The sequence below is a fragment of the Paraburkholderia sp. SIMBA_054 genome (assembly GCF_046534875.1).
Lineage (GTDB): Bacteria > Pseudomonadota > Gammaproteobacteria > Burkholderiales > Burkholderiaceae > Paraburkholderia > Paraburkholderia hospita.
Map to the genome: position 1 here is coordinate 150,438 of NZ_JAWRXV010000001.1, position 23,216 is coordinate 173,653.

The 23,216-nt window shown below is 57.3% G+C and carries 29 protein-coding genes; 23 read left to right on the plus strand and 6 right to left on the minus strand.

What is annotated here, in order from left to right:
• Nucleotides 1–136: 136 nt before the first annotated feature.
• Nucleotides 137–697, minus strand: coding sequence for a hypothetical protein (locus SB822_RS00830; protein ID WP_410853715.1), 561 nt, complete (start codon nt 695–697; stop codon nt 137–139).
• A gap of 754 nt (nt 698–1,451) precedes the next feature.
• Entirely contained in the window at nt 1,452–4,148 is a 2,697-nt protein-coding gene (locus SB822_RS00835) for an IPT/TIG domain-containing protein (RefSeq protein ID WP_410853716.1), read from the minus strand.
• A gap of 1,085 nt (nt 4,149–5,233) precedes the next feature.
• Between SB822_RS00835 and SB822_RS00840 the strand changes: the two genes are divergently transcribed.
• The 6 genes from SB822_RS00840 to SB822_RS00865 all read left to right on the plus strand — a co-directional run bounded on the left by SB822_RS00840 (nt 5,234) and on the right by SB822_RS00865 (nt 7,867).
• On the plus strand, nt 5,234–5,494 hold the full coding sequence (locus tag SB822_RS00840) for a hypothetical protein (RefSeq protein ID WP_410853717.1): 261 nt from the start codon (nt 5,234–5,236) through the stop codon (nt 5,492–5,494).
• A 25-nt stretch (nt 5,495–5,519) separates the two neighbouring features.
• Nucleotides 5,520–5,816 carry a hypothetical protein gene (locus SB822_RS00845; RefSeq protein WP_410853718.1) on the plus strand — a complete coding sequence of 99 codons (297 nt, stop codon included), beginning with the start codon at nt 5,520–5,522 and terminating at the stop codon, nt 5,814–5,816.
• 140 nt (nt 5,817–5,956) lie between these two features.
• Nucleotides 5,957–6,670, plus strand: coding sequence for a hypothetical protein (locus SB822_RS00850; protein ID WP_410853719.1), 714 nt, complete (start codon nt 5,957–5,959; stop codon nt 6,668–6,670).
• Between the two features lie 31 nt (nt 6,671–6,701).
• Complete coding sequence (locus SB822_RS00855) at nt 6,702–6,920, plus strand: hypothetical protein (RefSeq protein WP_410853720.1); 219 nt, start codon at nt 6,702–6,704, stop codon at nt 6,918–6,920.
• Between the two features lie 79 nt (nt 6,921–6,999).
• A complete protein-coding gene (locus tag SB822_RS00860) occupies nt 7,000–7,281 on the plus strand; it encodes a hypothetical protein (protein ID WP_410853721.1) in 282 nt (93 codons plus the stop codon).
• Between the two features lie 283 nt (nt 7,282–7,564).
• Nucleotides 7,565–7,867, plus strand: coding sequence for a hypothetical protein (locus SB822_RS00865; RefSeq protein WP_410853722.1), 303 nt, complete (start codon nt 7,565–7,567; stop codon nt 7,865–7,867).
• A 101-nt stretch (nt 7,868–7,968) separates the two neighbouring features.
• Here SB822_RS00865 and SB822_RS00870 read toward each other — a convergent pair whose 3' ends face one another.
• Nucleotides 7,969–8,334, minus strand: coding sequence for a hypothetical protein (locus SB822_RS00870; RefSeq protein ID WP_410853723.1), 366 nt, complete (start codon nt 8,332–8,334; stop codon nt 7,969–7,971).
• Between the two features lie 179 nt (nt 8,335–8,513).
• On the opposite strand from SB822_RS00870, the gene SB822_RS00875 reads away from it, so the two are divergent.
• The 14 genes from SB822_RS00875 to SB822_RS00940 all read left to right on the plus strand — a co-directional run bounded on the left by SB822_RS00875 (nt 8,514) and on the right by SB822_RS00940 (nt 17,632).
• Nucleotides 8,514–8,876, plus strand: a complete 363-nt coding sequence (locus SB822_RS00875; RefSeq protein ID WP_410853724.1) for a hypothetical protein — start codon at nt 8,514–8,516, stop codon at nt 8,874–8,876.
• Between the two features lie 42 nt (nt 8,877–8,918).
• Nucleotides 8,919–9,158, plus strand: coding sequence for a hypothetical protein (locus SB822_RS00880; RefSeq protein ID WP_410853725.1), 240 nt, complete (start codon nt 8,919–8,921; stop codon nt 9,156–9,158).
• 121 nt (nt 9,159–9,279) lie between these two features.
• The gene (locus tag SB822_RS00885; RefSeq protein ID WP_410853726.1) at nt 9,280–9,816 is read left to right on the plus strand and encodes a hypothetical protein; all 537 of its coding nucleotides are present in this window, start codon (nt 9,280–9,282) and stop codon (nt 9,814–9,816) included.
• Nucleotides 9,817–10,290: 474 nt separating this feature from the next.
• Nucleotides 10,291–10,776, plus strand: a complete 486-nt coding sequence (locus SB822_RS00890; RefSeq protein ID WP_410853727.1) for a hypothetical protein — start codon at nt 10,291–10,293, stop codon at nt 10,774–10,776.
• Between the two features lie 12 nt (nt 10,777–10,788).
• The gene (locus SB822_RS00895; RefSeq protein WP_410853728.1) at nt 10,789–11,103 is read left to right on the plus strand and encodes a hypothetical protein; all 315 of its coding nucleotides are present in this window, start codon (nt 10,789–10,791) and stop codon (nt 11,101–11,103) included.
• Nucleotides 11,104–12,799: 1,696 nt separating this feature from the next.
• Complete coding sequence (locus tag SB822_RS00900; protein WP_410853729.1) at nt 12,800–13,090, plus strand: hypothetical protein; 291 nt, start codon at nt 12,800–12,802, stop codon at nt 13,088–13,090.
• 452 nt (nt 13,091–13,542) lie between these two features.
• The gene (locus tag SB822_RS00905; protein WP_410853730.1) at nt 13,543–13,725 is read left to right on the plus strand and encodes a hypothetical protein; all 183 of its coding nucleotides are present in this window, start codon (nt 13,543–13,545) and stop codon (nt 13,723–13,725) included.
• A gap of 131 nt (nt 13,726–13,856) precedes the next feature.
• Nucleotides 13,857–14,213: a hypothetical protein gene (locus SB822_RS00910; RefSeq protein WP_410853731.1), complete on the plus strand. Its 357-nt coding sequence runs from the start codon at nt 13,857–13,859 to the stop codon at nt 14,211–14,213.
• Nucleotides 14,214–14,231: 18 nt separating this feature from the next.
• A complete protein-coding gene (locus SB822_RS00915; protein ID WP_410853732.1) occupies nt 14,232–14,483 on the plus strand; it encodes a hypothetical protein in 252 nt (83 codons plus the stop codon).
• Nucleotides 14,484–14,564: 81 nt separating this feature from the next.
• Nucleotides 14,565–15,281: a hypothetical protein gene (locus SB822_RS00920; protein WP_410853733.1), complete on the plus strand. Its 717-nt coding sequence runs from the start codon at nt 14,565–14,567 to the stop codon at nt 15,279–15,281.
• Nucleotides 15,282–15,439: 158 nt separating this feature from the next.
• Complete coding sequence (locus tag SB822_RS00925; RefSeq protein WP_410853734.1) at nt 15,440–15,931, plus strand: hypothetical protein; 492 nt, start codon at nt 15,440–15,442, stop codon at nt 15,929–15,931.
• Between the two features lie 251 nt (nt 15,932–16,182).
• The gene (locus SB822_RS00930; RefSeq protein WP_410853735.1) at nt 16,183–16,656 is read left to right on the plus strand and encodes a hypothetical protein; all 474 of its coding nucleotides are present in this window, start codon (nt 16,183–16,185) and stop codon (nt 16,654–16,656) included.
• A gap of 46 nt (nt 16,657–16,702) precedes the next feature.
• On the plus strand, nt 16,703–16,876 hold the full coding sequence (locus tag SB822_RS00935; protein ID WP_410853736.1) for a hypothetical protein: 174 nt from the start codon (nt 16,703–16,705) through the stop codon (nt 16,874–16,876).
• Between the two features lie 447 nt (nt 16,877–17,323).
• Complete coding sequence (locus SB822_RS00940) at nt 17,324–17,632, plus strand: hypothetical protein (RefSeq protein ID WP_410853737.1); 309 nt, start codon at nt 17,324–17,326, stop codon at nt 17,630–17,632.
• An 88-nt stretch (nt 17,633–17,720) separates the two neighbouring features.
• Here SB822_RS00940 and SB822_RS00945 read toward each other — a convergent pair whose 3' ends face one another.
• Nucleotides 17,721–18,986, minus strand: a complete 1,266-nt coding sequence (locus SB822_RS00945) for an IS256 family transposase (protein WP_410853738.1) — start codon at nt 18,984–18,986, stop codon at nt 17,721–17,723.
• A gap of 246 nt (nt 18,987–19,232) precedes the next feature.
• On the opposite strand from SB822_RS00945, the gene SB822_RS00950 reads away from it, so the two are divergent.
• From SB822_RS00950 to SB822_RS00960, 3 genes are all read left to right on the plus strand, one after another.
• Nucleotides 19,233–19,409 (plus strand): hypothetical protein, encoded by a 177-nt coding sequence (locus SB822_RS00950; protein WP_410853739.1) that lies wholly within the window; start codon nt 19,233–19,235, stop codon nt 19,407–19,409.
• Nucleotides 19,410–19,479: 70 nt separating this feature from the next.
• On the plus strand, nt 19,480–19,725 hold the full coding sequence (locus tag SB822_RS00955) for a hypothetical protein (RefSeq protein ID WP_410853740.1): 246 nt from the start codon (nt 19,480–19,482) through the stop codon (nt 19,723–19,725).
• Nucleotides 19,726–19,761: 36 nt separating this feature from the next.
• Nucleotides 19,762–20,271: a hypothetical protein gene (locus SB822_RS00960; RefSeq protein ID WP_410853741.1), complete on the plus strand. Its 510-nt coding sequence runs from the start codon at nt 19,762–19,764 to the stop codon at nt 20,269–20,271.
• Between the two features lie 123 nt (nt 20,272–20,394).
• On the opposite strand, the gene SB822_RS00965 is transcribed toward SB822_RS00960, so the two are convergent.
• Nucleotides 20,395–21,774 (minus strand): hypothetical protein, encoded by a 1,380-nt coding sequence (locus tag SB822_RS00965; protein WP_410853742.1) that lies wholly within the window; start codon nt 21,772–21,774, stop codon nt 20,395–20,397.
• Nucleotides 21,771–23,204 (minus strand): hypothetical protein, encoded by a 1,434-nt coding sequence (locus SB822_RS00970; RefSeq protein ID WP_410853743.1) that lies wholly within the window; start codon nt 23,202–23,204, stop codon nt 21,771–21,773. Before SB822_RS00970 ends, SB822_RS00965 begins: the two co-directional genes overlap by 4 nt.
• Nucleotides 23,205–23,216: the final 12 nt, after the last annotated feature.

The following is a 23,216-nucleotide window of genomic DNA, read 5'->3' on the forward strand; positions in this document are numbered from 1 at the left end:
AGACGGATTAGCCAAGGCCGGTACGTGTTACCACGAGTCGAAACCGACGGCAGGTCGGATCCGGCCTATGCCCCGCCATCAAGCCGAAGGATTATCCATGGAGAAATCCGGGTGGGTAAGCGCTCCCGTTCATGCCTCATTTTGGATGATTCACCAGAAAGACGAACGTCATTCTGGGGCTGTTCGCGAAATTGAACACTGATATCGTCGTGGTACCTGACGGCAAATCTTTGCTAAAGGTATCCGAAGCTCCCATCTGCCTTTTCGTGCAAGCGGCAGGTAAATCATGCGCACCGCACACCGTTACGAACAGTCCGTCCTGGCCCGGTAATCCTTTGGCGCCAGTGAATCCTTTCAAATCCGGAAGAACGGACTGAAGTGAAACATCCACTGGACCGTGGCGAGACATCGAAACAGGAAAAACGCGGGTCGCTCCTGCGTCGAGAGTCGCAGGGCCAAGTTTCTCCGTCACGATTTGCACTGGGTCTACGAGGTCTTTTATCGCTTCCTCAATATGAGACCATTGATCCGAAGAGACGATAAGAATCGCTCCGACCGCCCCGAGCAGGATCTGGCGAGGAAGGGTTTTGAGTACTGGTACCCTCACGCCAAAAAGACTTAGTCCTCCGCCTACAATTGCGGCTACCAAGAAGGTCAGCCCGAACCCAAAGGTAGTGCCGGACAATGAATTGGACATTTGCCAACACCGCTGCGTAAGGTTTTTGGGCCGCATGACCATTTGGAACACAGGATGCTGTCGGCGGTCACCGGCCAGGTGCGACCTCGGGACGGAATCCCTGCCGCCATCAAGGCTACACCGCACTTTCACTGGCATCCGCCAGAATGGGAGCCACAGCCGCCACTATTTTTCATGGTTTTCATATGCGTGGCGATGCAGGTCTTTGATAACGACGCCCCGGCGATCCTAGATCGCGCCAACTCGCCTCCTTTGCAAGAGGCTGTGTTTGCTTCGTTTAGCGGCTTTCCGTATGGGAGCTACACATCCGAAAGTGGCTTCAACTGTAAGGCCAGCGATTGTTGGCGGTCACGTACGCCGGCGGACGCGAGACTGTAAGCGAAATAGTCCTCGCGTAAATTGCGTTTTATGCAAGACGCTCACTACGCGAAGCCGTCTGCTCGGACGCTTGACATGTAGTCATTGACTCGCAACACCCAACCCGCCGACTCTTCGGAGACCGGCGGGTTTTTTCTTTGGCGTGGTCGGCGGGATTTCGGACTTTCGCCCCGCTTTCGATTCGCGGAATTCTCCGATGTCCGTGTAGCACCTCGGAAAACGGTGTTACGGAAGCAGCAGCCCTAGCCTCACCAAGTAGCTCCATAAGTTGCATCTTGTGGTCCGCGTCAAGGCGCTGCTTACTCTCGATAACTTTGGTCCGTCGCGGAGGCTTCCGTCGCTTTGGCGTTTGTTCGCGCGGCTCTCTAATCACGCTCTAACGCATTGTGACGACCGTATTCGACGTGGCTTCCGCCGCGTCGGGCGAGTTAAGAACTGAGGCGACGCAAAGATATTGCCCGGGCAATGGCTTTTCTTTCGCTCCAACTTTCGTCGTAGCGCCGCCGTTCGGCGGCTGCGTGAGATCGAACCTGACGCGGAAAATCCCCGAGGCGTCCGTCTTCGCAAGCGCAACGCGTAAGCGATGTGCCGGATCCGTTAAATCGACGCGAATCCGCTGATCCGGTACGCTCGGCGCAATGTGACCGTTGAAGCCGATTGTGTCGCCTGTGGAATGCTCACGATCCTCCTCTATCATCACTTCGACCCGCCGTTTCGGCGAAACACGCGCCGTAATACCGCCGATCGGGCTGATGCGCGTCGGAGGTACTCCGCCGCCAAGCGGAATCTGATAGTTATAGGCGACGCCACCGCGGATCCGCACATCGGCGCGGCGTGGCACTTGACGCTCCTTACCGACATACATCATGTAGTCGACGGTAGGAATGACGGCCAGGTTGAACGTCTTTTCCTCGAGCCCGTCGAGCCAGACCCATTGATGCGGGAACTGCACACGATAGCCACGAGGAACGCCGGCTAGTGAAATATGAATTTGTCGCCTGTCTTTCTTCGGATTGCGAACCGCGACAGGTATTAGCACAGCATCGGGTACGCTGCTCGCCGGAGCTTCAAAATCGAGCACGTTCTCTTGTGCGAAATTGTTTCCGCCGGTGATTTCACCAAGCTGCTCCTCCGCATAGATTTTCAGACACGTGTGCTGTCCAATTGCTGGAACCCAATTCACGAACGTATCCACAAACGCCCCGGCGCTGATATTCGGAATTACCGTCGTTTTCAGAGGCGTCCAATTGCCGTTATCGCCAACGCCTGGTGGATCGACGGCGTAATACGTTACACGAACGTTTGTCGCGCCTGCGGAGCCGTCGCAGTGAACGCGCCCGAAGAGATGATTGATTTCATGCGGACGCGGTTTATCACCGTTGCCTTGCGGCCGACCTTGTGAGTCGTTGGGCTGGTCAAAAGAACCGAACGGCATGCGATCGACCCAAATGTCCGGCGTCTGATAATTGCTGTCCCAAGGATCTACGCGCAGATCGAACGCGCCACTCGGGTCGTCGCTGATCGCCTGCGCCCATGCCACCCGAACGCTGCACACGCGCGGCGACGATGCGACATTGTCGTCGAGTACCGTGATCGTCAGCGCGCGTGCCGGATCACTCGCGACACCGCCGGTTGCAAGCACCTGATCGTCGTGAAGCAACGTTACGTATCGCCATTGCTGGTTGGTGTTATTAACGTCAGTGAGAATCTTGTAGACGACGACTCCGCCGTCGCGCGGCGAACCGCCTAGCGGTATATTCGGATCGAAAACCTGCCCACTTGCAGCCGGCGGGCGCTGCCGCACTTCTACGTAGTAGAAGAGTCCGCTCGAGACACGGATGCGCAGCATGTGATAGCGGCCGCCAGCCGCATTTTGGGTCAATCCGTGCGCAACCAATTGATAATCTTGTTGGAACGGATTGCGATCCCACTGCAAGTCCAGAATGTTCGTACCGTCGCACCAGCCGAGCTTATCGTGATGGTACGCGCAGAACCCGGGATGCTGATCGTGATTTCCCATGATCTCGAAGTCTTGCGCGCTCGCCGCGAGTGGATCTACGAGATCTGACGAATAGACGTCTTCACCGAGTGTCGCGGTCTCGTCGTCGGATTGCGTGAACGAGGGCGCTGCGGAGATGTTGTGACCTGTTTCGTGCGCGAACCGTCCCCAGTTCGCCGATTCTTGAATCTCGATGTAGTTGATTTCGTTTGCGGTCGAGATGTCGATATGAGTCGAACCGTTGTTGTAAGAAAAAAGCTGCGTCGACAAATTGCCCCACGCGCGGATGAAATGTCCGTCCAGAAATATTACGCACGCCAGCATGCCATAGTCATCGAGCTTCAACCCGGCGTCGACGCACGCTTGTGCACATTCGGCTGCGAGACGGGCAACTTGCGTGCCGTCGATGTTATCGCCGGCGCTGTTGAGGTAATCGGACGTGTTGCCCGTAATCGTCTTCCAGTTTGGAGTTACGTCAACGGCGACGTTCAGCCGAGTGTAACTTTGTTGGTCGTAAAACGTATGTACGTTGTTCCAGGCGTCCACTACTGCCGTACGCGCACCCGCCGGATCGGCCGGCACTTTATCAGCCGGATTTACCAGTGCCACCGCGACACGAAGCTTTCCGGTCGACGGTTGATCGCCCGCTTGGCCTTGTCCGTGGCCTTCAAACTCGATCGGCGGTCCGTCGGTCTCGTCTCCCGCTTTCGGATAGGGGGGAAGCGTAAAAAGATATGGGCCACTTACGGTTTTGAGGCCGACTGTTAATCCTATAGGACCGGTCACGACATCGGGCGGCGCAATTACGCGAAGTTGCGAATCCGTCGCAGTGATGACGCGCGCCGCCTTGCCGCCAATGGTGACGGTATTGTCCTCGCGTTTTTCAGCGAATCCGTGTCCATTGATCTCGATTAAGCTTCCGCCGTATCCCGCGGATGGTGTGAAGCTTGTGATATCAGGCCCAGTCAGGAGCGGTACGTAAGTTTTGAGCCATTCGTAAAGCTTCGAAAGTTCGCCGCCGATCTTGATAATCTCATCGCGAAGAACTTCAGAGCTAAGATTATGACCCTCCATAATACGCCTCCCTTATATGAGGAATCCCGCAATTCGGGCATGACGCTCGCCTAGGCAATACTGAGAATGAATATCACGGGCCGCGACGCTGCGCTCGTTATGTAGTCTATGCGGACGCTATGACCATGACACGGCCCCTTGGGGGCAGTCAGAATAGCCGGATGTGTGAGTGATTTTGTAAGATAAACTAGTATAACGGTCGGCGATTTTCAAGAAATCGAGTGTTACAGTGAATTAAATAAGCAATAGTCCGGCCGATCGATACGAAAACTAAAACTAACGCAAATTTCACAGTAAGTGAGAAATGTTTGCCAAACCAAATGTTTCTGTGTGGTGCATTGTGAAACTCGATGATTATTCCGTGACTACATCAACTGATTTTATAAATAAATGCCCTACATTATTTCCGGTATTGACTCAGGTGCCTCAGCCGTTCGATCGGCATCAGTGCTATCAACCGGACCGCGACGCGCCAACGCCTTCGGTGAGCCGGATTCCCGCCCCGCACTCGTGCCAGGGTGTTTGTTCGTCCTCGTTTCGCAACTTTTCCTTCAATCCGAAGGTCACCAAGGCCATCGACGCGTACCTGAATCTTCGAATCCAACTCAGGCACGGCGTCACGGGTGCGGCAAGCCGCGTTTCGAGGGCTGGAGCCGGACGCCCCGCTCTTCCGCCGCGCCGACGGCGAGATCCGACTCGTTGAGTCAGGTGTTTCGGCGGTTACACGCCCAGGCCGGGACTGAGGGCGGCCACGCACTCGCCGGCCGCAGGACCTTCGCAGTCCGGCTGCACCGCAAGGGCTACGACACCCGCCACATCCCCCGGGCTACTGGCCACGGGACGCTCACGGCGACGAACCGGCTGATCGCAAGCGATCTGAACATGCTTGGGGATCTTGCCGCGGGTGTGTTCTGAGCGTAGACCGGGCGGATTGTCTGACGCGCCGGCGCTTGCCGCCCGCTAGCGACGGGACCGGACCGGAAAAATATTTCGACCGAGGCCTAAATTTCCGCCATTTTTAACCGAATAAGCACTGTGACCACGACGAACGCTCGCCGCGCGGCGACCGCAACAGGACAAGCCCTATGAAGACACACCAATCCCCGCCGGTCGGACTCGAAGCGTGGATCGCGGCTACAGCGATCCTGTTGTTGTTCTTGCATCTCATCCCCCTTCTGGCGTCCTTTTACGCCTTCTCCTTGCTGGTTGGCCTCCTCGCCGTCGCGAGCGGAGCAGGAAGTACATTCATTTCGTTCAAGGACGGCTCCGGGTGGCTCGGGGCGCTGCTTCCGCTGGGCCTCCTCGGCTGGGGGCTGTCCGCCCTCTTGCACCTGCCGCCCCATTGACGCGCACAGCCCTCGGAGAACACGTATGGCCACGATGAAACTCCGCGCCCTGCTTGCGTGTCTGGTTTCCGCTACCGTTGGCGCATGTGCGGTTTCGCCGAATGAACCTGTTTTTGCCGGCGATGAGGCGATCACCAGGGTCTCCAATTGCGTTTGCTACGCAAACGTTGAGGGGCAGCAGCTCAAACCATGGGAGTTCGCCTGGGGTGATGCCGCTAAGCTCCGCAAGCAGCTGTCCCGCTGTACGTGCGAAGCCGACATCGACGTGCGAAACGTGCGTGACCCGCAGCGCTATGTGACGCCTGGCACGGTCGTCAAATGAGGCGAGATCGGAAAAATATTTGCAGGACACCCCTGAACATTCTCGCCCCGGTTCCGATTAAGGTCGTAAGCAGGCTGTAGTCGCCAGCGCGGCGTCGGCGCTTGCTCGGGCAAGGTGGCTAGCTCGGCTACAACGAAAACATGGTGATCAGCGCCCCGCTGTCGGGCTGTCGCCGGAAAAAGACGAGGCTGAAAATGGTTTTTATGACGAACATCGTGCAATACCTGTTGCAACTCGCGTACTGGATGATGCTCGCGGTGTCGTGCATGTGGCTCTACCGCAACACGGTTAAAAACAAATACGCTTTCGCGAAGGGCAAGCTAATCGGCGCGGTTGGCTCGGTGCTCGGCCTGATCGCCTTCGATAGCTGCATGAACGCTTTCTTCAACTTTGCGCGTGATGCGTTCGGCGACCGGCCTGATATGTATGAACCGGGTGTGTATGAGCGCATGTACCGCGTGCACGGACTAGCGCACCTTCCGGTCGATTCGGCGGCGGCAATGCTCTTAGTCGGCGTGGGTTTGCTCTATTGGGGCGTGTTCTCGTGGAGATTCACGCGCCCGGAGCTGAGTGACTTGCGGGTTGCAGATCGCAAACAGGCCAAGGCGGAAGAAGACGCCAGGAACGCATTCAACCTGGCTGGCGAGGTAGTCACGATCCGAACCACGGTTGCGAAGGGGGGGCTTTTCTCAAGCACGGAGCGGTTCACCGAGATTGAGACAACCGAGGGCGTGCTAGTCGTCAACGGCGAAGTTGGCACGATCGCGAAGGGCATTCCGGTCTATCGCAATGGTTGGGGCAAAGTTCGTGTTGGTGGACTGAGCACCCGGACCTTCGATCTTCGCCACGCTTGACAGACCGGAAAATTCGGGAAAAAGGAAAGCAATGAAGAAGTTGTCGCTGCGTGTCTTTCAGCTTGCCGTTTTTGTTGGCCTTCTGCTGATGCTGAAGAATCTATTGCCGCCTCCGGCGACGTTCGATGGGATATTCAGCCCTACCGTAATCCTTGGGGTCATTCTGATGGCGATGGGTACCCTCGGCATCGCGTTCCTTCCCCCTAGCGCCGACTCAGCCAAAGATCATCGCTACCGCTGCGACCAGTGAGCAGCTCGCGCCCGCCGGTGCTATTGCTGGATCGGCTTCGGCACGGTTCGTAGGGGGACAACAGCTAGGAAAATACACCATGAACGACGAAAACGATGATCTGTTGAAGACCGCTCAAACCGGACACCTTGGCGGTCGCACTTCGCTCGCGCAGAGTGACGGTGTTGGGCACTCTCTTGTGTTCGGGCCGACCCGAGCGGGCATGTCCCTTTTTCCAGTTTTCAAAGAACTGTTCAAGGATTTGGAAAGTGGGCATCCGGGCGTCAAGGCTTCGCTCGGACCAGCGGGTAGCTCCGAGGCGAAGCGTGTCCCACAACGGGACCGCGCTCCGTACTATCGCCGATTCGACAAGCGCAAATAGACCGGAAAATCGGGGAGAGCAACTAATGACATTGAAATCGAGACTGGCCGCGTGGCTTTCAGAACGTGAAACGCTTTCGAACGGCATTCAATCGCGGTACACGCGCGGCCAAGTCCTTCGCGGACAGCTACTTTGTCTTTTGGCGCTTGCGGTCTTCCTCCCTGCCGCGATGCTGGTCATCTTTGTGCTAGGAAGCGCGTTAGGACATGAGTCGGTCGGGAGCCTCGCTGCCCACGGGGCGAAACTTGGCATCCTGAGCCTGCTTTGAACCGGGACAACGGCCATGACTACTTTTGGACACCTGAGAGTAATGTTCCATGCCTTCCGGTTGGCGGCATGTTTCAGCGCTGGGTTGCTCGGGATCGCTTTTATCGCTATGGCGGTGTTTCCCGCCGCATTTCAAATGTTGGACGTATCGCCGTGGGATGAGCACACGTCGCACGTTCACTTGATCGCGGGTTGCGTGATCGTACTCGTCGCGGCAGTCGTCAAACCGCGCAACCGGCCCGCCGCTTTGGATCACATCGCCAACGACAGACAGGCGCATAGGCGCGGCAAGACAGATGCTGCCTGGCCCTTCAAATAGCTCGGAAAATCGAAAAACTGGGAGAAGCAAAAGATGAAGCCGAAGCGTCTGATCTATGGCGTTGCAGTGGTTGCAGCGGTTATTGCTATCGTGTACGCGATTCAAGGCAGCATAGGGATGGCCTTGGTTGCCGTCTTGGTTGCGTCTTGCTCGTTGCTCAATTCGGCACGTCCGGGTGCAAACCGGGCAGCTGGCCGAAACGACTTCAAGCGCTTTTTTGGAATTCGATAACGCATCGGAAAATTGAGGAAAACGCCATGTTCGAAATTTGGGCGATCGAGGCCGATGGTAACCGCGTCTTGGTGCGCAATGACGTAATTGATCGGAGCTTGGCCCGCGGGTTGGTTAGTGAAGGCAATAACGGCGCGGCTATTCGAGGCGAGCCGCACCGGTACGTCGCCGTTCCCGACCCGGATGCGGTCGATGCAGAGAGCCTGAATTGAAACGGAAAACAGCTCTATGTCCAACGTGACGCCAGCATTCGCCGTACGGGCCGCAATAAGCCTTCTCCGTGACTCTGCTGAGTCGCGGAAGATGGCGAACGGCGAGCCGTTGACTGATGCCGTTGTGCAATTTCATCGTGACGCAGCGGACACGTTAGAAGAGTCGTTGTCAGACCTTCGGGACCACGAGTAGGAAAATTGATATGGATAACGAGAAATTGACTGACCTTGCCAACGAGACCAAGACGCGATTCGCATCCGGTCAGAGCATCATGCTCGGCGCGGGGACTTCGGCACAGGCTGTCATGATGACGGCCACAGATGATCCCCACCATCACATGCTACTTGGCGCGACTGGCAAAGGCACGGCTGCCTACTCTCTGCAACAAGAAAGCAAGATCAAGTGCGTCGATTCGATGACCGTCACGGTCCGTTCGATCATCTGCCCGAATTGCGAAGCGGAGCAGGAAGGCTGGCTCGCTGATCCGCGTGGCCGCGACCATGAGTGCGACGCGTGCGGCGAGACGTATCGAGTGCCGGATAACATCGCTGTGAAGGTGTTCTGAGTTCAACCGGGACACCACGGAAAATTCGGGGAAAGCATGTTCATGAACATCGCAATCAAACCATCCTTCGCACGTCGCTGGCTTGCGGTGTCGCTCGGCCTGTGGGTGAAGATCGCGCCGGTGTTGGCGGTACTCGGCATCGCACTGAAGCTGTTTGGGATCGGCGCATGGGCGGCTATGCCGTGGGCGTCGATCGTGTTTTTGACGGCGCTTGCCGCGATCCCGCCGCTCGCGGTTCTTGGCGGCTGGCTGGCCCTCATGACGCACGACTGGAACCGATAGGTTGGAAGCGTCCAGCTTGCGGACCTGGCCGAAAATCTTGATGAGGAATCGTGCGTCCAGAAGGGCCGCACCGAGGCACTACGAGCGAACGGGATACATGTGTCGGGGGCATAGGAAAAATATGGACGTAACCAAGATCGACGACGACGTGCTGGGTAGCCTGCGCGAGCGGGGCCACAACGACGAGGATATCGCCGCGATGACGCCGGAAGCCGCCTTCTCCGAATATTGCAACTGGCGAGGCCTTTCAGGTTTCGGTCCTGTGCTTGCACGGGCGCTCGACGGATTACGTGGTGCGGCCGCTTCGCAGGGAGAGAGAGCGAGTGCGGAGCGGACTAATCGCCTCCTGCCGACACGCCAGGCTCAGCCGTTTCTCGACGCCATTATGCATGGTGATGAGCCTTCGATCGCTGCATTCGCAGGCAATGTAATTGCGGTATTCGCCGCGGCGCTAGAAGAGACAGGCTTGCCGGTCACGCGAGACCAGATCCTCTCCTGTATCGACACGCAAGGCCAATCTTTCACGCTGTTGGCCTGTTCCACTTCAGTGCGCGACCGTTTGGCAGAGATTCAGAGCCGCCCCAAAGAGTGGTACCAGAAGATGATGGCTGAAGCTAAAGTCCGGGTTTCCCAGATGGATCAGAACAACCTGGTTTGAGCCGCAGACTGGAAAGACAGGAAAAGCGGGTGCATGCTAGGTATTACAAGAGGACGACCTATGCTCGAGGAAAGCAAATTCGTATGTTCGTCGTGCGGAGGCGAAGCGGAAATGAGCTCCAGCTTTGTCAACTTGATCGCCGCCATGGGCTGGAAGGATGCTTCAGATTTCCCCTGTCCCAAATGCCGAGGTCGACTCGTTCGCGCCGACAGCCAGAGTCCCGTCTCTCCGGAAGCGACGGAAGGAGACGTAGGACCCGGTCACGTGGGGGCACATTCGCCGGTCTCCTCGTCCAATGAGCCCGCACCGGGCGCGGTGAACAAGGTCACACCACGCTGTGGCGCCACAGATGATTCAGTGGAAACAATGTTAAGCGACAAGGGTAGCCTAGCCGTCAAATGTAGAGTCTGCGGGTGGTACGGCTATCGGTCCGACGCCGAGCGCGACCATCGCCCCGGATGTGACGGCGAGTGCGTGCCTCTCGAAGAGATCTTCCCGCATATGTCGGCACCTCTCCTCGAAGTGCTTGGAGCCATCGACCGACGTTGGAGTCTTGACGACATGGAAGGGATGCACCCAGTTGGCATTCATTTGTGGGCGATGCGAGAGAGGACCTCGGAACAATTCGCTTCCCGTCTGGTGGATGAGCTGAAGCCGGTTTTCCTTGAAGCGTCTCAAGTAGGAATATTCGTCGGGCTCGTGAAGAAGCTCCCGGAGCTTGAGGCAATAGAAGCGGAGTTGTATCCGTCCGCCCACGATGGCGAAGCCAGCGTATCGTTCGCGACCAAGGTGCCTCTGGATGTCTTTTTGAAGGCGTTTGGTGACCTCCCTGTCGATTCGCAGGAAGAGACGAAAGCGCTTCGAAGGCTCGTGTACTGGCAGACGATCGGATGGCGAAGTGCCGGCGCAGAAATTGTCGACGTTCGTTTCAACTGCAATTTCGCGCTGACGCGCCCGTAAAACGGAAAAGCTATGGGAACCAGCTATATACGGTTTATGCAGTCTGCGGACGATCCGGTGTGGGGTACTCAGGCGTTAGATTGGATCCGCACAGATCTGGTTCGGGTGTACCGAAACCGGCTGAAAAAAGCTGTCTTCGAGTGGGTTGGTAACCCAAATCTGCCGTTCAAGCTCGATGAGGTGCGCAAGCACTATCCGATCTGTGTCTACGCGGCAGAAGGCAACGAGCGCACTTTGGTCGAATATCGCCGGGTGCTCCCGTTCCCCGATCGGGCAACCGCGGACGCTCGGCGCATTTCGGGCGACGGAAACGTTCAGACCGGGTAACGAGGAAAAGACCGTTATGACAGAGACGACGAAGCGGCTGATTTTGGCAGCGTGTGGTGGCGCAGCCCTCGGAATCGTTGCAACCTGCTTTGCAGGGTTATGGATTGTGTCGCACGGCCACCCTAGTTCTGCCTCGATCGCTGCAGCAGTTCAAGGCACGATGGTAAGTGGTTTGTTGATAGTGCTCGCGTTCAAACCGCGTCGAAGGGACACCAGTGTTGTCGCTAACTAACACAACGAGCACGGCGCCGTGGCGCCCCGCCCGGCCGGTTGCCGCATAGGAAAAAGGTAGATAGCAATGAGACTGAAATACAGCGCAGCCTTACTGCTGAATCTTCTCGCGGAGTACGTGCAGTAAGAGCGACTCGCCGATTCGGCGGTTGAAGCAGCCTAACCAGTCGGAGAATGCGCCGCCGGCGCGGCACTGGAGACCCCGATGAAACTTTCAACGTTCGATATTGTGGCACTCTTCACCGGCCTCGCGGGGGCCGCTATAGCGCTGTTGGGCTATCTGGTAGCCTTAGGCGGCTCGTCTCATCCTATTAGCGCTGACCAATGCTGGTTCGCAGCGGCAGCTTGCCTCCTCGCGTCAGGCGCTTCTGTCGTGAAGGCGCGTATCAGCTAGAGAATCGGAGAATTGACGCAGATGACGGACACACACGTTCTCGCCGGGAAAGACTATCTGCCAGGCGACCCGCCGCCGGATGGATATCTCGCATGGCATGAGTGGGCCGAGATTCAGAACAAAGCAGGTCTGCGTCAGTGTCAGTGCGGACGCTGCGGAAAGTGGAAGTTTCCGCAAGAGCTTGGTGAGCGGATTGACCGCTCGACACTGCAAAGTCGGCGCGGTCCCGTGGCTATGGAAAGCAGGGTCTGCCTTACCTGCGAAGCCGTGAATGACGGACTGACAAACACCGGATCGGGAATATCGTGACTGAATACCACTACACCTGCGATAGCTGCGGTAACCGGACTCGCGTGTTCCTCCACGGAGAGCAACACGACGGCAAGTCCGATATGGTTGTGTGCGATCTATGCGGCGATGATGTGACCGTCGAATTGGTCAAAGCCAACTGACCGGTAAATCGCCGCCACGCGTAGCACTGAAAAACAAAGGGGTAGGACGTGGAGAAACGACCGAACATGCCAGCGCTGATCTACTTGCTAGTCCTGTGCGCACTAGGGACGTGTCGGACTTTATGGCTACTCGGCCACGGCGAGCATGTGCAACGACGATCACGCTTGCACATTGCACAGCATTACATTTTTCTTTGTCTGGTTTTGTATTGGCATGGCACTTGTAACCGTTGTGCGGTGGCGCATGCTAGGCAAGCGCGGTCGCTAAGCTTGACTAGCGGATCGGAAAATGGGGATACCTATGAAGTTGCTCATGCGGAACGCTGCAGGTGAGGTCGGAGAAGTCGATACGACCGAGATGCAGCCGTGCATCATCGCCGGCGGGCCGGCCACGTCGTTGGTAGAGCGTCTTAGCGCCGCGGAGCGCGAGGCTCTGGACGCATGGGCTAACGAGCAGCCACCGGGCGAAGACGGGGCTGTGAATTTGCTGAAGTGGCCCGGTTGGGTTGATGCGTTCGCTCGTGCGCAGCGCGGGTCGAAGACAGTCCAATAGACCACGGAAAATTGGCGCGCGAGCGCACTGCACCGGCCAGTAGCCGGGAGAATAAACAATCCGACCATGAAGACTTTTGCTATTTCGACTCTCATTGCAGCTTGCGTTCTCTCAACGTCTGTATGCGCTCAAACCCTGAGTCGTGCAGATGAGTTCGATATCAAAAACACGGCTGAGTATGCCGTCAAGAAGGCGACGATGAAGACGGGTGAGCCGGTTGCCACACAAGGCGGCTATTTCGTGCCGGTGACGGTAGCAGGCACGAAATGCAAGGTGTTCGTCCATCCGTACATGCCGCAGTCTGAAATGGCCCCGCCGATCCGTTGGGATGCGGATGCAGCTGCCTGTGCCAAGTGACCGGAAAACATAACCGATGGTGACTAACCCCCACGGATGGCGACACTCCAAAGAGCGGAACTGCCCTTCCGTCATTACCGCTATTTCCGGATAGGCTCAAGTTCGCGATGGAGCGTGCGAGGCTGTCGCCCACCCAATTGGCGAGAACGATAAATTGCAGTATCGGGGTCATCTCCAACATGCGGGGACGCAAGAATGGGAGCTATAGCGGCCCTTTTCTGAAGCAGATCGCTGCAGCCCTCGAGGTGCCAGCCGAATGGCTCGCCTGGAATGGTGATCTTTATTCTGCGGATAATGCCAGCCGACATGCCGGAGACGACGTTATTGGAGAACTTGCGGTGACGGTGGCGAGGCTCCTCGCAAAGGGGATCGTGAGCAGAAGCGAAGTGATTGCGATGATCGGCTTGCTTCGGATTCGAGAAAGCGAGGCGCGGGAAAACAGGAAACCATAAATGGAAGCAATCTTGCGCCGCACGCAGAGGGTGCGCGACTACGGTTTCTGGATTCTCGGGCTTGCGGGACTGACGTTGCGCCTTACCGGGCACAGCACGGCGGCTACGGCGCTGTTCGTGGTTGCTATCGCGCTTGCACTTCCGGACGGCTTCCGGTTCGTTAGCCGCAGGCGTCCTGGATAATGGACCGGAAAAATATTTGGAGGACAACCCTGAACATTCTCACCCCGGTTCCGATTAAGGACGTAACCGGGTCCTCGGCGGGATCAGGGAAAGGTGGTTAGAACGGTCACAAGGGAAACAGCGAGGGGCTTATGAAACAACTTCTAATTTTTGGCGCGTGCATCGCCTGTGCTGTTAGCGTTGCACATGCCGCGGACCACTCCGATGCTGGGTTTCGATCGCCAGATAGCTGGGAGGAGACGGCGAAAGTAACCGGCGGCCATGATGGTCAATTTGTGTCTGCGCCGGAATGCAAGGCGGGCGGCGTCCCAGTAGCGGATGTCGTTCCTGAGACGCCCTCGCGCGCATCAGTGTCCGTCGACATGACCTATGCGTTGCAGCAGGAAAACTCAGGATGGCGCCTCTCGATTGTCCGCGCTGATACGCTCAAGAGGACGCCGGAATCGTCGGAGCGAACTGCGACGGTAACAACGTACTGCGCGCTCTAGCGCCGCATCGGATGCGACATGACAGATACCGTGTCACCGTTGATCTTCGTCATTCTCGGTCTGCTGGCGGTTGCGGGGATCATCGCGCAAACACCTCTGGGCGCGCCCCTCAAGGGATATAGCGTGTTGCTTCAATCCCTAGCGACGAGCCACCCTTGGCTGGCTTTGGCGGCAGTTGTGATGGTGGGCCTTTTGCTCGGTGTTGCTGCGATTCTCGTGGACCGACTTTTGTTTGCCCTCTCAAAGCGCCGCTCGGTCGAACGGCAATAGGAAAAGCACGCACAGCAGCGCCCCGCCCGGCCGGTTGCCGAGCTTAGAAAAAAACACTGTATGTTGCAAAGAATGCTCGCTATGGAAGGAAGAAACAGGAACAGCGCGATCGCGTCGTCGCTACGGTCGCGACAATCGCTCATTAGTGGCTTCTGCGATGCTCGTTCGCTCGTGCGGGCCGGGCTTCTTGCATACACGCTCGCCCACACGGCCGTTGGTGCCGAGGTCGTCGTGAAGAAGGCGCCCGATTCAATCATGCACACTCCGTCCGAGGCGATACTGAGCGCTTGCAATCTCACGGTCCCCGGCCGAGACGAGACGCACGGGGAATCCGGCCTGAAAGCGACGGACGTTGGTTGTCATGGCATTGTCCGTCAATTAGGCTTTAATGTTTATCAAAACGACGATCTGACATTCGTAGCGTCGCACGTGGGTTTAGCTGGTACCGGAGTGCATATCGACGCTGAACAGGGTAACGAGGTAATCGCAAGCATGCGCGCCGATGGGGTTATATCCTTGGCGAATACGCTGTTCAACAAAGAAAGCTTCTGGTCGACCCGACACACGGACAGACTCATCATTTTTGAGGGGTTTGGTGGCAGTCTGTTCTTCGATCGAAAACGTCGCGCTTTTTGTACTTTTCGTGTCCCGCTCTGGCCGGAGCTGAATCCGCTTCGGGACTACTACGTTCTCGACGACGGAAGTCTGGTGTTCGTTGACTGGGACAAGTACAACTCGAGCACCGTCAAACGTCGCGTGTCATCGACGACTATTGACGAGATTTGCCCGTCGGCATAGCCGTCGACGCGGTTGGGACGGCAATCCCGCTCATTGCTTAAACCCAAACTGATCTGATCGACTGACGCAGGGTTATCGGGGCTGAGAGTGAACGAGAAAACTCGACGTAAGAAACTAGCACGACCCGCGCGGCATGCCAAGGCGGGATATGCCCGCTGATGCCATTTGACCAGGCCCGTTCGGTAGTCGCAGTACGGACCGATCAATCTCTCGATAAAACCAGGAAAGGAAAGAACGTGAAGAAGACTATCGTCGCAACCATCGCAATGCTCGCTCTAGCCGCTCACGCGGGCGAAAACACCCAAGCCCGCGCGGACGTACTTGAGGGACAGTCGTTCAAATGCGCGAGCTTCGTAAAGGCCGTCGTCGTGCTATCGAACCCCGACAACACGGCCGTCCAATGCGACGTACTGAGCGACGTTCGCGGCAACGGATCGAGCGCGGTTGTCATTCCCAAAAAGAGCCGGTTCTTCGGTTGGAAAAAGGGAGCTCGAGTGGAATGGACTTCATGGACCTCGCCCGACGGAACGGTCGTCGGTGACGCGGTTCTTCATGGTGCAGCATTCGCTTCGAACATTGATCGAAAGGCCGATGTGTTCAACGTGATAGCGCTGCGCGATATCGTTGTCCAGCGCGCCGATTCGAACTGATCGGGAAACCGTTACGATTTCTTGCCGCTACCGGCGACGGTACTGTTTTCTGTCGCGACGGCCGAAACGGCGGATCGTGTCGCCCGCTGGTTCGGTCGAGCGTGAAAGACGATTGCCTAGATTACCGCGTCCGCATAATCGTCTACGATCCATGAAAACGATGCGTATCTCACCCTCCCCGCGCGACAGCCATTACGATTGCAATGGCTGTCGCCAGCAGAAGTTGATGCGAGGAAAGTAAAAGGATGATCATGAACAAGAAAATGCAAATTGCGCTGATTCTCGCCGTTGCAGCTGTGGGTTCACTCGCCGCGACTGCCAGCGCCTATGCTGCCGGCGAGGCGGCAGCAATCCACCTGAAGATCCTGAACTCGAAAGGCTTTGAAACGTTCTCTCAGACCGCCGTGACAACGAAGGGCGAGGCGACCTTCAGGCAACAATATGGATATCTGGTAGCCGTCAGTTATACGGATGGCAGGAAGCCCGATCCTGATCTGACCGATGGCTCTTGGAGCTTGCAGATCAAGCGTGTCCACTTTCAGGCTGATGGAAAGGCGGCGATCGATGCGGATCTTATCGATAGCCCCGCAGGCATCGAAGGCCGGTCCGCGTCCGTGCAACACGTAACCCTGACGGTGGCAAGTGATCAGACCGGTGTAATTCACGGCGCGAACGGCACTGACTACGTGCTCTCAGTCCGGAGTCTGAAAGAGGCGGCGAACTAATCGCCCGGAAAACTCGCCGCCACACGTGGCACTGGAAAACAACGCTATGACGATGGAAGAAGTCGAAGCTGCACTGAGTGCCGCATACGACGCTAACAAGGCTGACACCGGCCTGTACAACGCCGGATTGAAAATGGTCGTGTTCGATGTGGTGGACGGCCGAAAGACGTTCGCATGGTTCGACCACGCCAAAGATCTATCCGACACCTTGAACGTCTAACCGGAAAAATGCCATAGCGCGCAGGTTCGTGTTAGGCCGGGAACCGAGCGTCGGCACTCGAAAAAATGAGGCAAACCGACAGTTGAACTATCCTAAAGCGTTACGTTCCGATCGCCGTATCGTCACGTCGAATCTGATAATGGTGTTGTCGGGTGTTTTAATGCTCGCACTCGTCGTGATGGTGGGCAACCGCATTAGTCACCCCTCAAACGCGTTCCTCGGGTCGTTTGTGGTAGCGCTCGCTACCTTCGTACTCGCTGTTGCGCTTTTCGTGATTGCGGCATGTATCCGTTCGGCGGGGCGCGCAAACGGAAAAAAAGCGCAATGACGGCGTTTTCTCGCCAACACCTCAGGGTTTCCCGCGAAATTCGGACTTAGGTAGCAACGAAAAAGCACGGCGTCGAGTGCCCTATCCGGGCGGCAGCCGAAACCATAACCGGACAAGAAATGAAGACGATTGCTTCACTCATGCTGTTGGCTTTGCCGTTCGCGGTGCAGGCACAAGCAGGATCGGATGGCGGAAGGGTCAAAGAGACAATCACGTGCTCGGGCGATGCGCCATACAAGTACCGAATAGCGTTCTCGTACATCGGGGGGCGAAATAGCAAGGACGAAGTGGGCAACAGTTCCGGATTTTATTGCCTTGAACGCGAGGTCAAGAGAGAAGCCGACTGGAACTGGCTTCAGAAGAAAGTTGAAATCGAGCCGAGGGTTACTCGGATCACGATTATGAGCGCCGTGCCAGTCGCCAATTAAGGCCGGGAAAGCCGGCGCTCCGGAACAAGGAAAAATGGATGGAGCTAACGTCAAGAGTGGTGTACGGGCAACGTTAAGGCAGGGGCTATCAGGCGGCGAGTTTCTGCTGAACCGGTCGATCGTCTTGCACCGGTTCACCGTCCTTGAAGGCAATGCCCTCCAGCAACAGCTTGATCTGTTCAGGGCCGTTGATACGGCGCCAGGTTTTCTCGGCTTCCTCGATCAGCTTGAATGCCAGACCCAGGAAGGTCGCTCGCGACACGCAGTTGCGCGTTCGCGTAGTGCGGTGGCGCACTGTCGCGAACGTCGACTCGATCGCGTTTGTCGTTCGCAGATGCTGCCAGTGGTCGGCCGGGAAGTCATAGAAGGCAAGCAGGCTTTCGCGATCCTTCTTCAACGTCTCAGTGGCCTTGGGGTACTTTGCCGCATAGATCGTCACGAAACGATCGAAGGCGGCATGCGCGTCGGCGCGCGTGGCGGCCATCCAGATCGCCTGCAGATCTGCTTTGGCTTTGCCTTGCTGCGACTTCGGCAGCGCGTTCAGGACGTTGCCCATTTTGTGGAACCAGCAGCGCTGGCCTCGCGTCGCGGGAAACACTTCCTCCAGTGCGGCCCAGAAGCCCATCGCGCCATCGCCAATGGCCAGCAGCGGACCAGCCTGCAGGCCTCGCGATTTCAGGTCGAGCAGCAACTCCTGCCACGACGCTTTCGACTCGCGATATCCGTCGCCGATCGCCACACGCTCCTTGCGTCCATCCGGCCTCACGCCGATGATCACCAGCAGGCATTGCCCGTCTGAATTTTCGCTTCGCAGCCCGGTGTGAATACCGTCGACCCACCAGTACACGTAGCGCGATTTCGACAGATCACGTCGGCTCCAGCTCGCGTGATCCTCGGCCCATTGCGCTTTCAGACGGCTCACCACATTGGCCGACAGGCCTTTCGCGTCATCACCGAGCAGCACGCCCAGCGCCTCGCCCATGTCGCCCGTTGAGATGCCTTTCAGATAAAGCCACGGCAACGCGGCGCTCACACGCGGCGACTTGCGCACATACGGCGGCACTATCGATGAATTGAACTTCACGCCTGATCCTGACCGATCGCGAACCTTCGGCACCTTCACCGGAATCGGCCCGGCCGCCGTCAACACTTCGCGCTCCGGCAAGTAGCCGTTGCGCACCACGGCGCGTTGCCCATGCATGGTCTTGACGTTCTCGAACCGTTCCAGCAGCGCCGACAACTCCGCTTCGATTGCCTGTTGAATCACCTGCCGGGCGCCGTGCCGCACCAGTTCGTCCAGACCCAGACCGACTCCCGATAGACCAACGACTTCTTTTTCCGTAAACTTGCTCATGGTGGATGGTTTGTTGTTTGCTGGTTTCCGACTTCGACAATCAGATTCTCAGCTGAATCCTCCACCGCCTTCAATCCTTCGCCCCAATCCCCCGTACACCACTTTCGACTTTAGCTCAAATGGATGATTGAGACAGTCAACTATCGATGCGGTCAAACCGACGTGGTCGTGCCTGACGTTCCAGTAACCTCAACACGAATCCCGCCCAAAGGGCGAGAGTCACATCCTGCGGTCAAAGATAAGCAAATGGCCCAGCGCTTCATTGAGGCAACAATCAGAGTCGGTGTCGTCACGGATGACGATGTTGCCCTCGGGCGTGTAGAGGTTACCGTGGAGGCTCGCGAAAACCGCTCTGGCCCTTGGCGCGTGTTTGTTTTCATCGGCGGCACGGATTGCATTTTCTTCGAGCCGGTGTGTCACTGATAGCGGCCACCGAACCGCCCGTTTATCATTCGACCTGTAGCCAGAACAGTAGAAAGGAGCTGAACTCTCGATGCAGCGTATCCCCAACAACGAAACGAGCCCGGTTGGCTTTGCCGGTCGAGGCGTGTTTCCCTTCTTGGCCTGCGTGTCCATAGCTCTGCTCTGCGTGTTGCACTTTTGGCCGGACCTCCACCTGGTCGCTGAATCGATCGCGCTGTTCCTTGCGCTATTTTTCGCATGGATGGCCATCGACCAGGTGCGCGGACGAATTGTGCTCATTTATGGTCGATCGGCACAGCGCCTGCATAAATATTAACGATCTGATCACGGATAGCAAAAAAGGCGCGAGACCATGAAAAAGACCAAAACTGTTGGGCTGTTGCTACAAGTGACACTCGCGGCGTCTGTAGCTGCTCACGCGGGCGAAGCGGTTACTGTGGATCATGCTCGTTTCGAAGCTTCGGTGGTGTGCTCCGATGGCCATATTGCCGTGACGCATCACGCGTCGGTTTTGGTTCCGCAGGGCGACGATCACCAATTCTTCAGCCCGCATGGTCGCCTGACCGACCCCTATTCGATTGCCTGGGTGATTCGTAGCACCTGCTCGGCACGAAGCGACGCAGTCGCGCGATTTGACGTGCAGAACATCACCGATACAGGGTTTCTCGTGAAGGGAACGGTCGGCGACGGAGCCTACGACGGCGCAGACTTCGCTGTTCAGGTCGTGAGCGACCAGACGACCGTGCCTCTCGGTGAAGGTGCACGGCTGGTGGTCCGCAGGGTTGCGCTCGACAAGCGCACGTACCCGGATGCAAACGAAGCCATCAGGGCTGCGAGAGCCGCCGCACCACACATCGACTAAACACCGGAAAAAAGCTTGGTGCGCGAGAGCCCCGCAGGGCCGGTAGCCGTCTTGTTCGACGCACAGCGGCAAGCCCAGGAAAGCCGCGGGCCACGACGCGGCACACGTCCGGGCCATCTGCCATCAGTTCCCGCGGTTCCCGGGAGGTTGATCCTTGGGGCCTCGAAAGCTACATAGCGCCGGGCCGGTTTTCCGGGAAGGTTTCAATGAAACTATCCAGTCCACCGCGTCTGGCGAGTGAGTTCGCAGCCACACCAGAGCGTCCGTCTGCGTCGAAAAGCCCATCTTGCGAATCAGGCGGGACATACGTGAAGAATATGGGCTCGCGGCATCGTCCGCCCATGCGCGCTGTAATTTCGCGAGAAGCGCGCTCCTGAAGGCGCCGATCAAGGCGGCTCCAACTTCGGCCTGATTTGAGAACGCCTCGAGCTCCGCCATCAGTTCTTTTGTTGTCAAAGACGACAGGAAATGATGCGGGTAGTGCTCTCGAAGGAACTGGCGCACATCGGGCTCGTCAAGCTGGTATCTGGCGCATATTTTCTCGATCGCTTGCTCGCCGGAGCTGGCCATACCAGCGAGAAACCCGGCAAGGTCGGGCGCCTCACCCGAGCGAAGAGGCGGATATTCTTCCGGATGCGACACGACATGCAGAATATCCAGAAGAGGCTTTACATCGACGTCAACCCGGTTTCGCCTGCGATTCCCCGACCAGGACAGCCGTTCTTCGGGTTTCGCCGGCTTCCCGAGAAATTCGCGAAGGCTCTTGTCCTGCAGGTCGACCGTAAGCGCCGACATGCTGCCTTTATAGAACGTCAGAAGGTCTTCAGGTGTAACGCTGAATTCGTCGCAAAGGCGCAGGTAGCGGCGATGCCACCGCAATCCACCTCCATCCGAAATCAGGTTTGCCCGGTCGACAGGATTTTGCAGGAGTGTCGTGTTGCGCACCAGGAGCTGTGCGGCGGCGCCCACGCACATTAGTGCTATCTTGACGCGACAGTTGAATGGATGGGCAAGGCGCCTGATTACGAATTCGTAGCAGGAGAAAACGAGCCTTCGACGAACGACTGCCTGATCATCGGTATCCAGACTCCCAGTATCCCGGAGCTCGAGCGCCAGGTCTTCCAGCGCGAGAGTGAACGCGGTCATTCGCGGTGACTGCCCTGGCCGGCCAGGCTCCGGAAATCGCACGAAATCTTCAAAACTCCAAGTTGCGCCGTGCCGAGCAACCTTCTCTACCGGCGGCAGCACATCTATCGCCAGCTCGTTCCTGGCCGTCACCCTTACTTCTATATCGAGCGAAGGCCGCCTGACCCGCCAGTTGGCCGGTTGCAAATACTCTGGGTAGGGGTCAAACGTCAGAGATTGAAGCGCACCTAGCGAAAAGCTGTCCTGTACGTCGGATGTGGATCGCAACGAGCAAACTGACTCGTACTTGTCAAGCCAGTTGAGGATTGAATCCGGGTCAAGAGGCGCGTCCGCAGCAGTCAAATGTTCCTGACTCACTTCGTGCCCCCCTTCTCGGCGGCCTTCCTCTTCGCCATCGTTGATCTTCGTTTTTCGTTCGATGCTTCCTTTGCGCGGGCTATTTCGCGGTGTGCTTGTACCTCAAGCCGCGCTGCTGCGGCCGCGGTCAAAGGGGCATGTTTATCCGCCCACGCGCGTAGCTCCGCAAATGTGTCAAAACCCCTCCCCTTCGCCGCCCAGTCGAGAGATCTGACCGCGGATCGGCCTGAGGTGCGATAGTGAGATTCCTCGATCTTTCCGGCCATCGCGGCATCCAGGCGGGCGCGGATTGTGTCATCGAGTCGCCACACACCTCGCTTCACCGGCTCCATACACTTGCGGAGATACTCGGACGGTGGATCGAGGGTTTCAAAAATCTCGGGATGAAATTTGAGCAGCCAGTCGAACGCGTCACCCTTCTCCAGTCCCGCATCCCGAGCGAAGCGCTCGAAATACCACATGCGCTCATACCGGTCCTCCGGGATGTGCAATGGTTCGGTCTCGAGCTCTTTCAGCCGTAGTGCCGATCCGAAATTCTCATCCAGGAGCTTAAGGAGACTTCGGACGTCGGCCTCTGTCACTTGCTGTGTGTGCGAATTTGCCAGGTATTCGGCGAGCAGGCTGACTCGTTGCTTTGAAGGGGCTTTGGAGAGTTGGGTTGCCGCAAATTTGTAGAGTTCCTCCGAATCGAGGCCCGAGCCTTGAAGAAGGTTCCAAAGTCTTGCCGGGACCCATTTTGATGCACTGAGGTACGGCTTGGGCTGTGGAGCCATCTCGCCGCACGACCGGAATTCCAAATAGCTGTTCTCGCCATACTCAACCAGTCTGTTACGCAACGACACATCGAAATGCAGCGAGAGCTGATGCAGTTTGGCCCTCACCAACAAGGCGCACAGATGACGCTCTCTTTTGAGCCGCGGATCATGGAGCAACTCACGCCCGTGTTGTCGATAGTCTCGAAAGTCGGAATCCGTCAGGTCGGCGTCTATACGCAATTTCAGAATTGGGCACCAGTAGTCCCGACTACCGTCGACCGAAAATCGCTGGAAATCTCCTGGGTCCCCTTCAAGGCGCTGGCGGAAAGGGCCCAGGTAAACGAGCACTGGCGGTTCGGCAGTCGGAAGCACATCCACAACCAGTTCATCGTCGCGCTGCGTTAGATATACGGACACGAAAAGCCGGGGCCGTAAGCTGGCCCAGTTTGCTCGGTGCAAGTTTGACGACTGCAAGGGGTCGCGCAGCAACTCCTGAAGCATGCTAGGGCCAGCGTGCCATTTAAAATGCCGCCGGTAATCGTCCTTGGGAAGACGGTCCCTTTGGCTCGCTTTGTCGCGCATCATGCCGCGAACTGCCTCGACAAACTGGATGGAGGCAGACGGAAAGGCGTTTTCGGGCAGACGGGTCACGGTAATCAAGTCCTCGTTGTGCAAAGCAATGCTCGT

Excerpts from the sequence above, each read along its gene's own strand:
- SB822_RS00930 (WP_410853735.1), top strand. The coding sequence starts at position 16,183 with ATGAACAAGAAAATGCAAATTGCGCTGATTCTCGCCGTTGCAGCTGTG.
- SB822_RS00840 (WP_410853717.1), top strand. The coding sequence starts at position 5,234 with ATGAAGACACACCAATCCCCGCCGGTCGGACTCGAAGCGTGGATCGCG.
- SB822_RS00910 (WP_410853731.1), top strand. The coding sequence starts at position 13,857 with ATGAAACAACTTCTAATTTTTGGCGCGTGCATCGCCTGTGCTGTTAGC.
- SB822_RS00880 (WP_410853725.1), top strand. The coding sequence starts at position 8,919 with ATGAACATCGCAATCAAACCATCCTTCGCACGTCGCTGGCTTGCGGTG.
- SB822_RS00885 (WP_410853726.1), top strand. The coding sequence starts at position 9,280 with ATGGACGTAACCAAGATCGACGACGACGTGCTGGGTAGCCTGCGCGAG.
- SB822_RS00835 (WP_410853716.1), bottom strand. The coding sequence starts at position 4,148 with ATGGAGGGTCATAATCTTAGCTCTGAAGTTCTTCGCGATGAGATTATC.
- SB822_RS00935 (WP_410853736.1), top strand. The coding sequence starts at position 16,703 with ATGACGATGGAAGAAGTCGAAGCTGCACTGAGTGCCGCATACGACGCT.
- SB822_RS00830 (WP_410853715.1), bottom strand. The coding sequence starts at position 697 with ATGTCCAATTCATTGTCCGGCACTACCTTTGGGTTCGGGCTGACCTTC.
- SB822_RS00850 (WP_410853719.1), top strand. The coding sequence starts at position 5,957 with ATGGTGATCAGCGCCCCGCTGTCGGGCTGTCGCCGGAAAAAGACGAGG.
- SB822_RS00895 (WP_410853728.1), top strand. The coding sequence starts at position 10,789 with ATGGGAACCAGCTATATACGGTTTATGCAGTCTGCGGACGATCCGGTG.
- SB822_RS00940 (WP_410853737.1), top strand. The coding sequence starts at position 17,324 with ATGAAGACGATTGCTTCACTCATGCTGTTGGCTTTGCCGTTCGCGGTG.
- SB822_RS00925 (WP_410853734.1), top strand. The coding sequence starts at position 15,440 with ATGCCATTTGACCAGGCCCGTTCGGTAGTCGCAGTACGGACCGATCAA.
- SB822_RS00915 (WP_410853732.1), top strand. The coding sequence starts at position 14,232 with ATGACAGATACCGTGTCACCGTTGATCTTCGTCATTCTCGGTCTGCTG.
- SB822_RS00950 (WP_410853739.1), top strand. The coding sequence starts at position 19,233 with ATGGCCCAGCGCTTCATTGAGGCAACAATCAGAGTCGGTGTCGTCACG.
- SB822_RS00905 (WP_410853730.1), top strand. The coding sequence starts at position 13,543 with ATGGAAGCAATCTTGCGCCGCACGCAGAGGGTGCGCGACTACGGTTTC.
- SB822_RS00920 (WP_410853733.1), top strand. The coding sequence starts at position 14,565 with ATGGAAGGAAGAAACAGGAACAGCGCGATCGCGTCGTCGCTACGGTCG.
- SB822_RS00945 (WP_410853738.1), bottom strand. The coding sequence starts at position 18,986 with ATGAGCAAGTTTACGGAAAAAGAAGTCGTTGGTCTATCGGGAGTCGGT.
- SB822_RS00860 (WP_410853721.1), top strand. The coding sequence starts at position 7,000 with ATGAACGACGAAAACGATGATCTGTTGAAGACCGCTCAAACCGGACAC.
- SB822_RS00955 (WP_410853740.1), top strand. The coding sequence starts at position 19,480 with ATGCAGCGTATCCCCAACAACGAAACGAGCCCGGTTGGCTTTGCCGGT.
- SB822_RS00900 (WP_410853729.1), top strand. The coding sequence starts at position 12,800 with ATGAAGACTTTTGCTATTTCGACTCTCATTGCAGCTTGCGTTCTCTCA.
- SB822_RS00865 (WP_410853722.1), top strand. The coding sequence starts at position 7,565 with ATGACTACTTTTGGACACCTGAGAGTAATGTTCCATGCCTTCCGGTTG.
- SB822_RS00845 (WP_410853718.1), top strand. The coding sequence starts at position 5,520 with ATGGCCACGATGAAACTCCGCGCCCTGCTTGCGTGTCTGGTTTCCGCT.
- SB822_RS00855 (WP_410853720.1), top strand. The coding sequence starts at position 6,702 with ATGAAGAAGTTGTCGCTGCGTGTCTTTCAGCTTGCCGTTTTTGTTGGC.
- SB822_RS00875 (WP_410853724.1), top strand. The coding sequence starts at position 8,514 with ATGGATAACGAGAAATTGACTGACCTTGCCAACGAGACCAAGACGCGA.
- SB822_RS00960 (WP_410853741.1), top strand. The coding sequence starts at position 19,762 with ATGAAAAAGACCAAAACTGTTGGGCTGTTGCTACAAGTGACACTCGCG.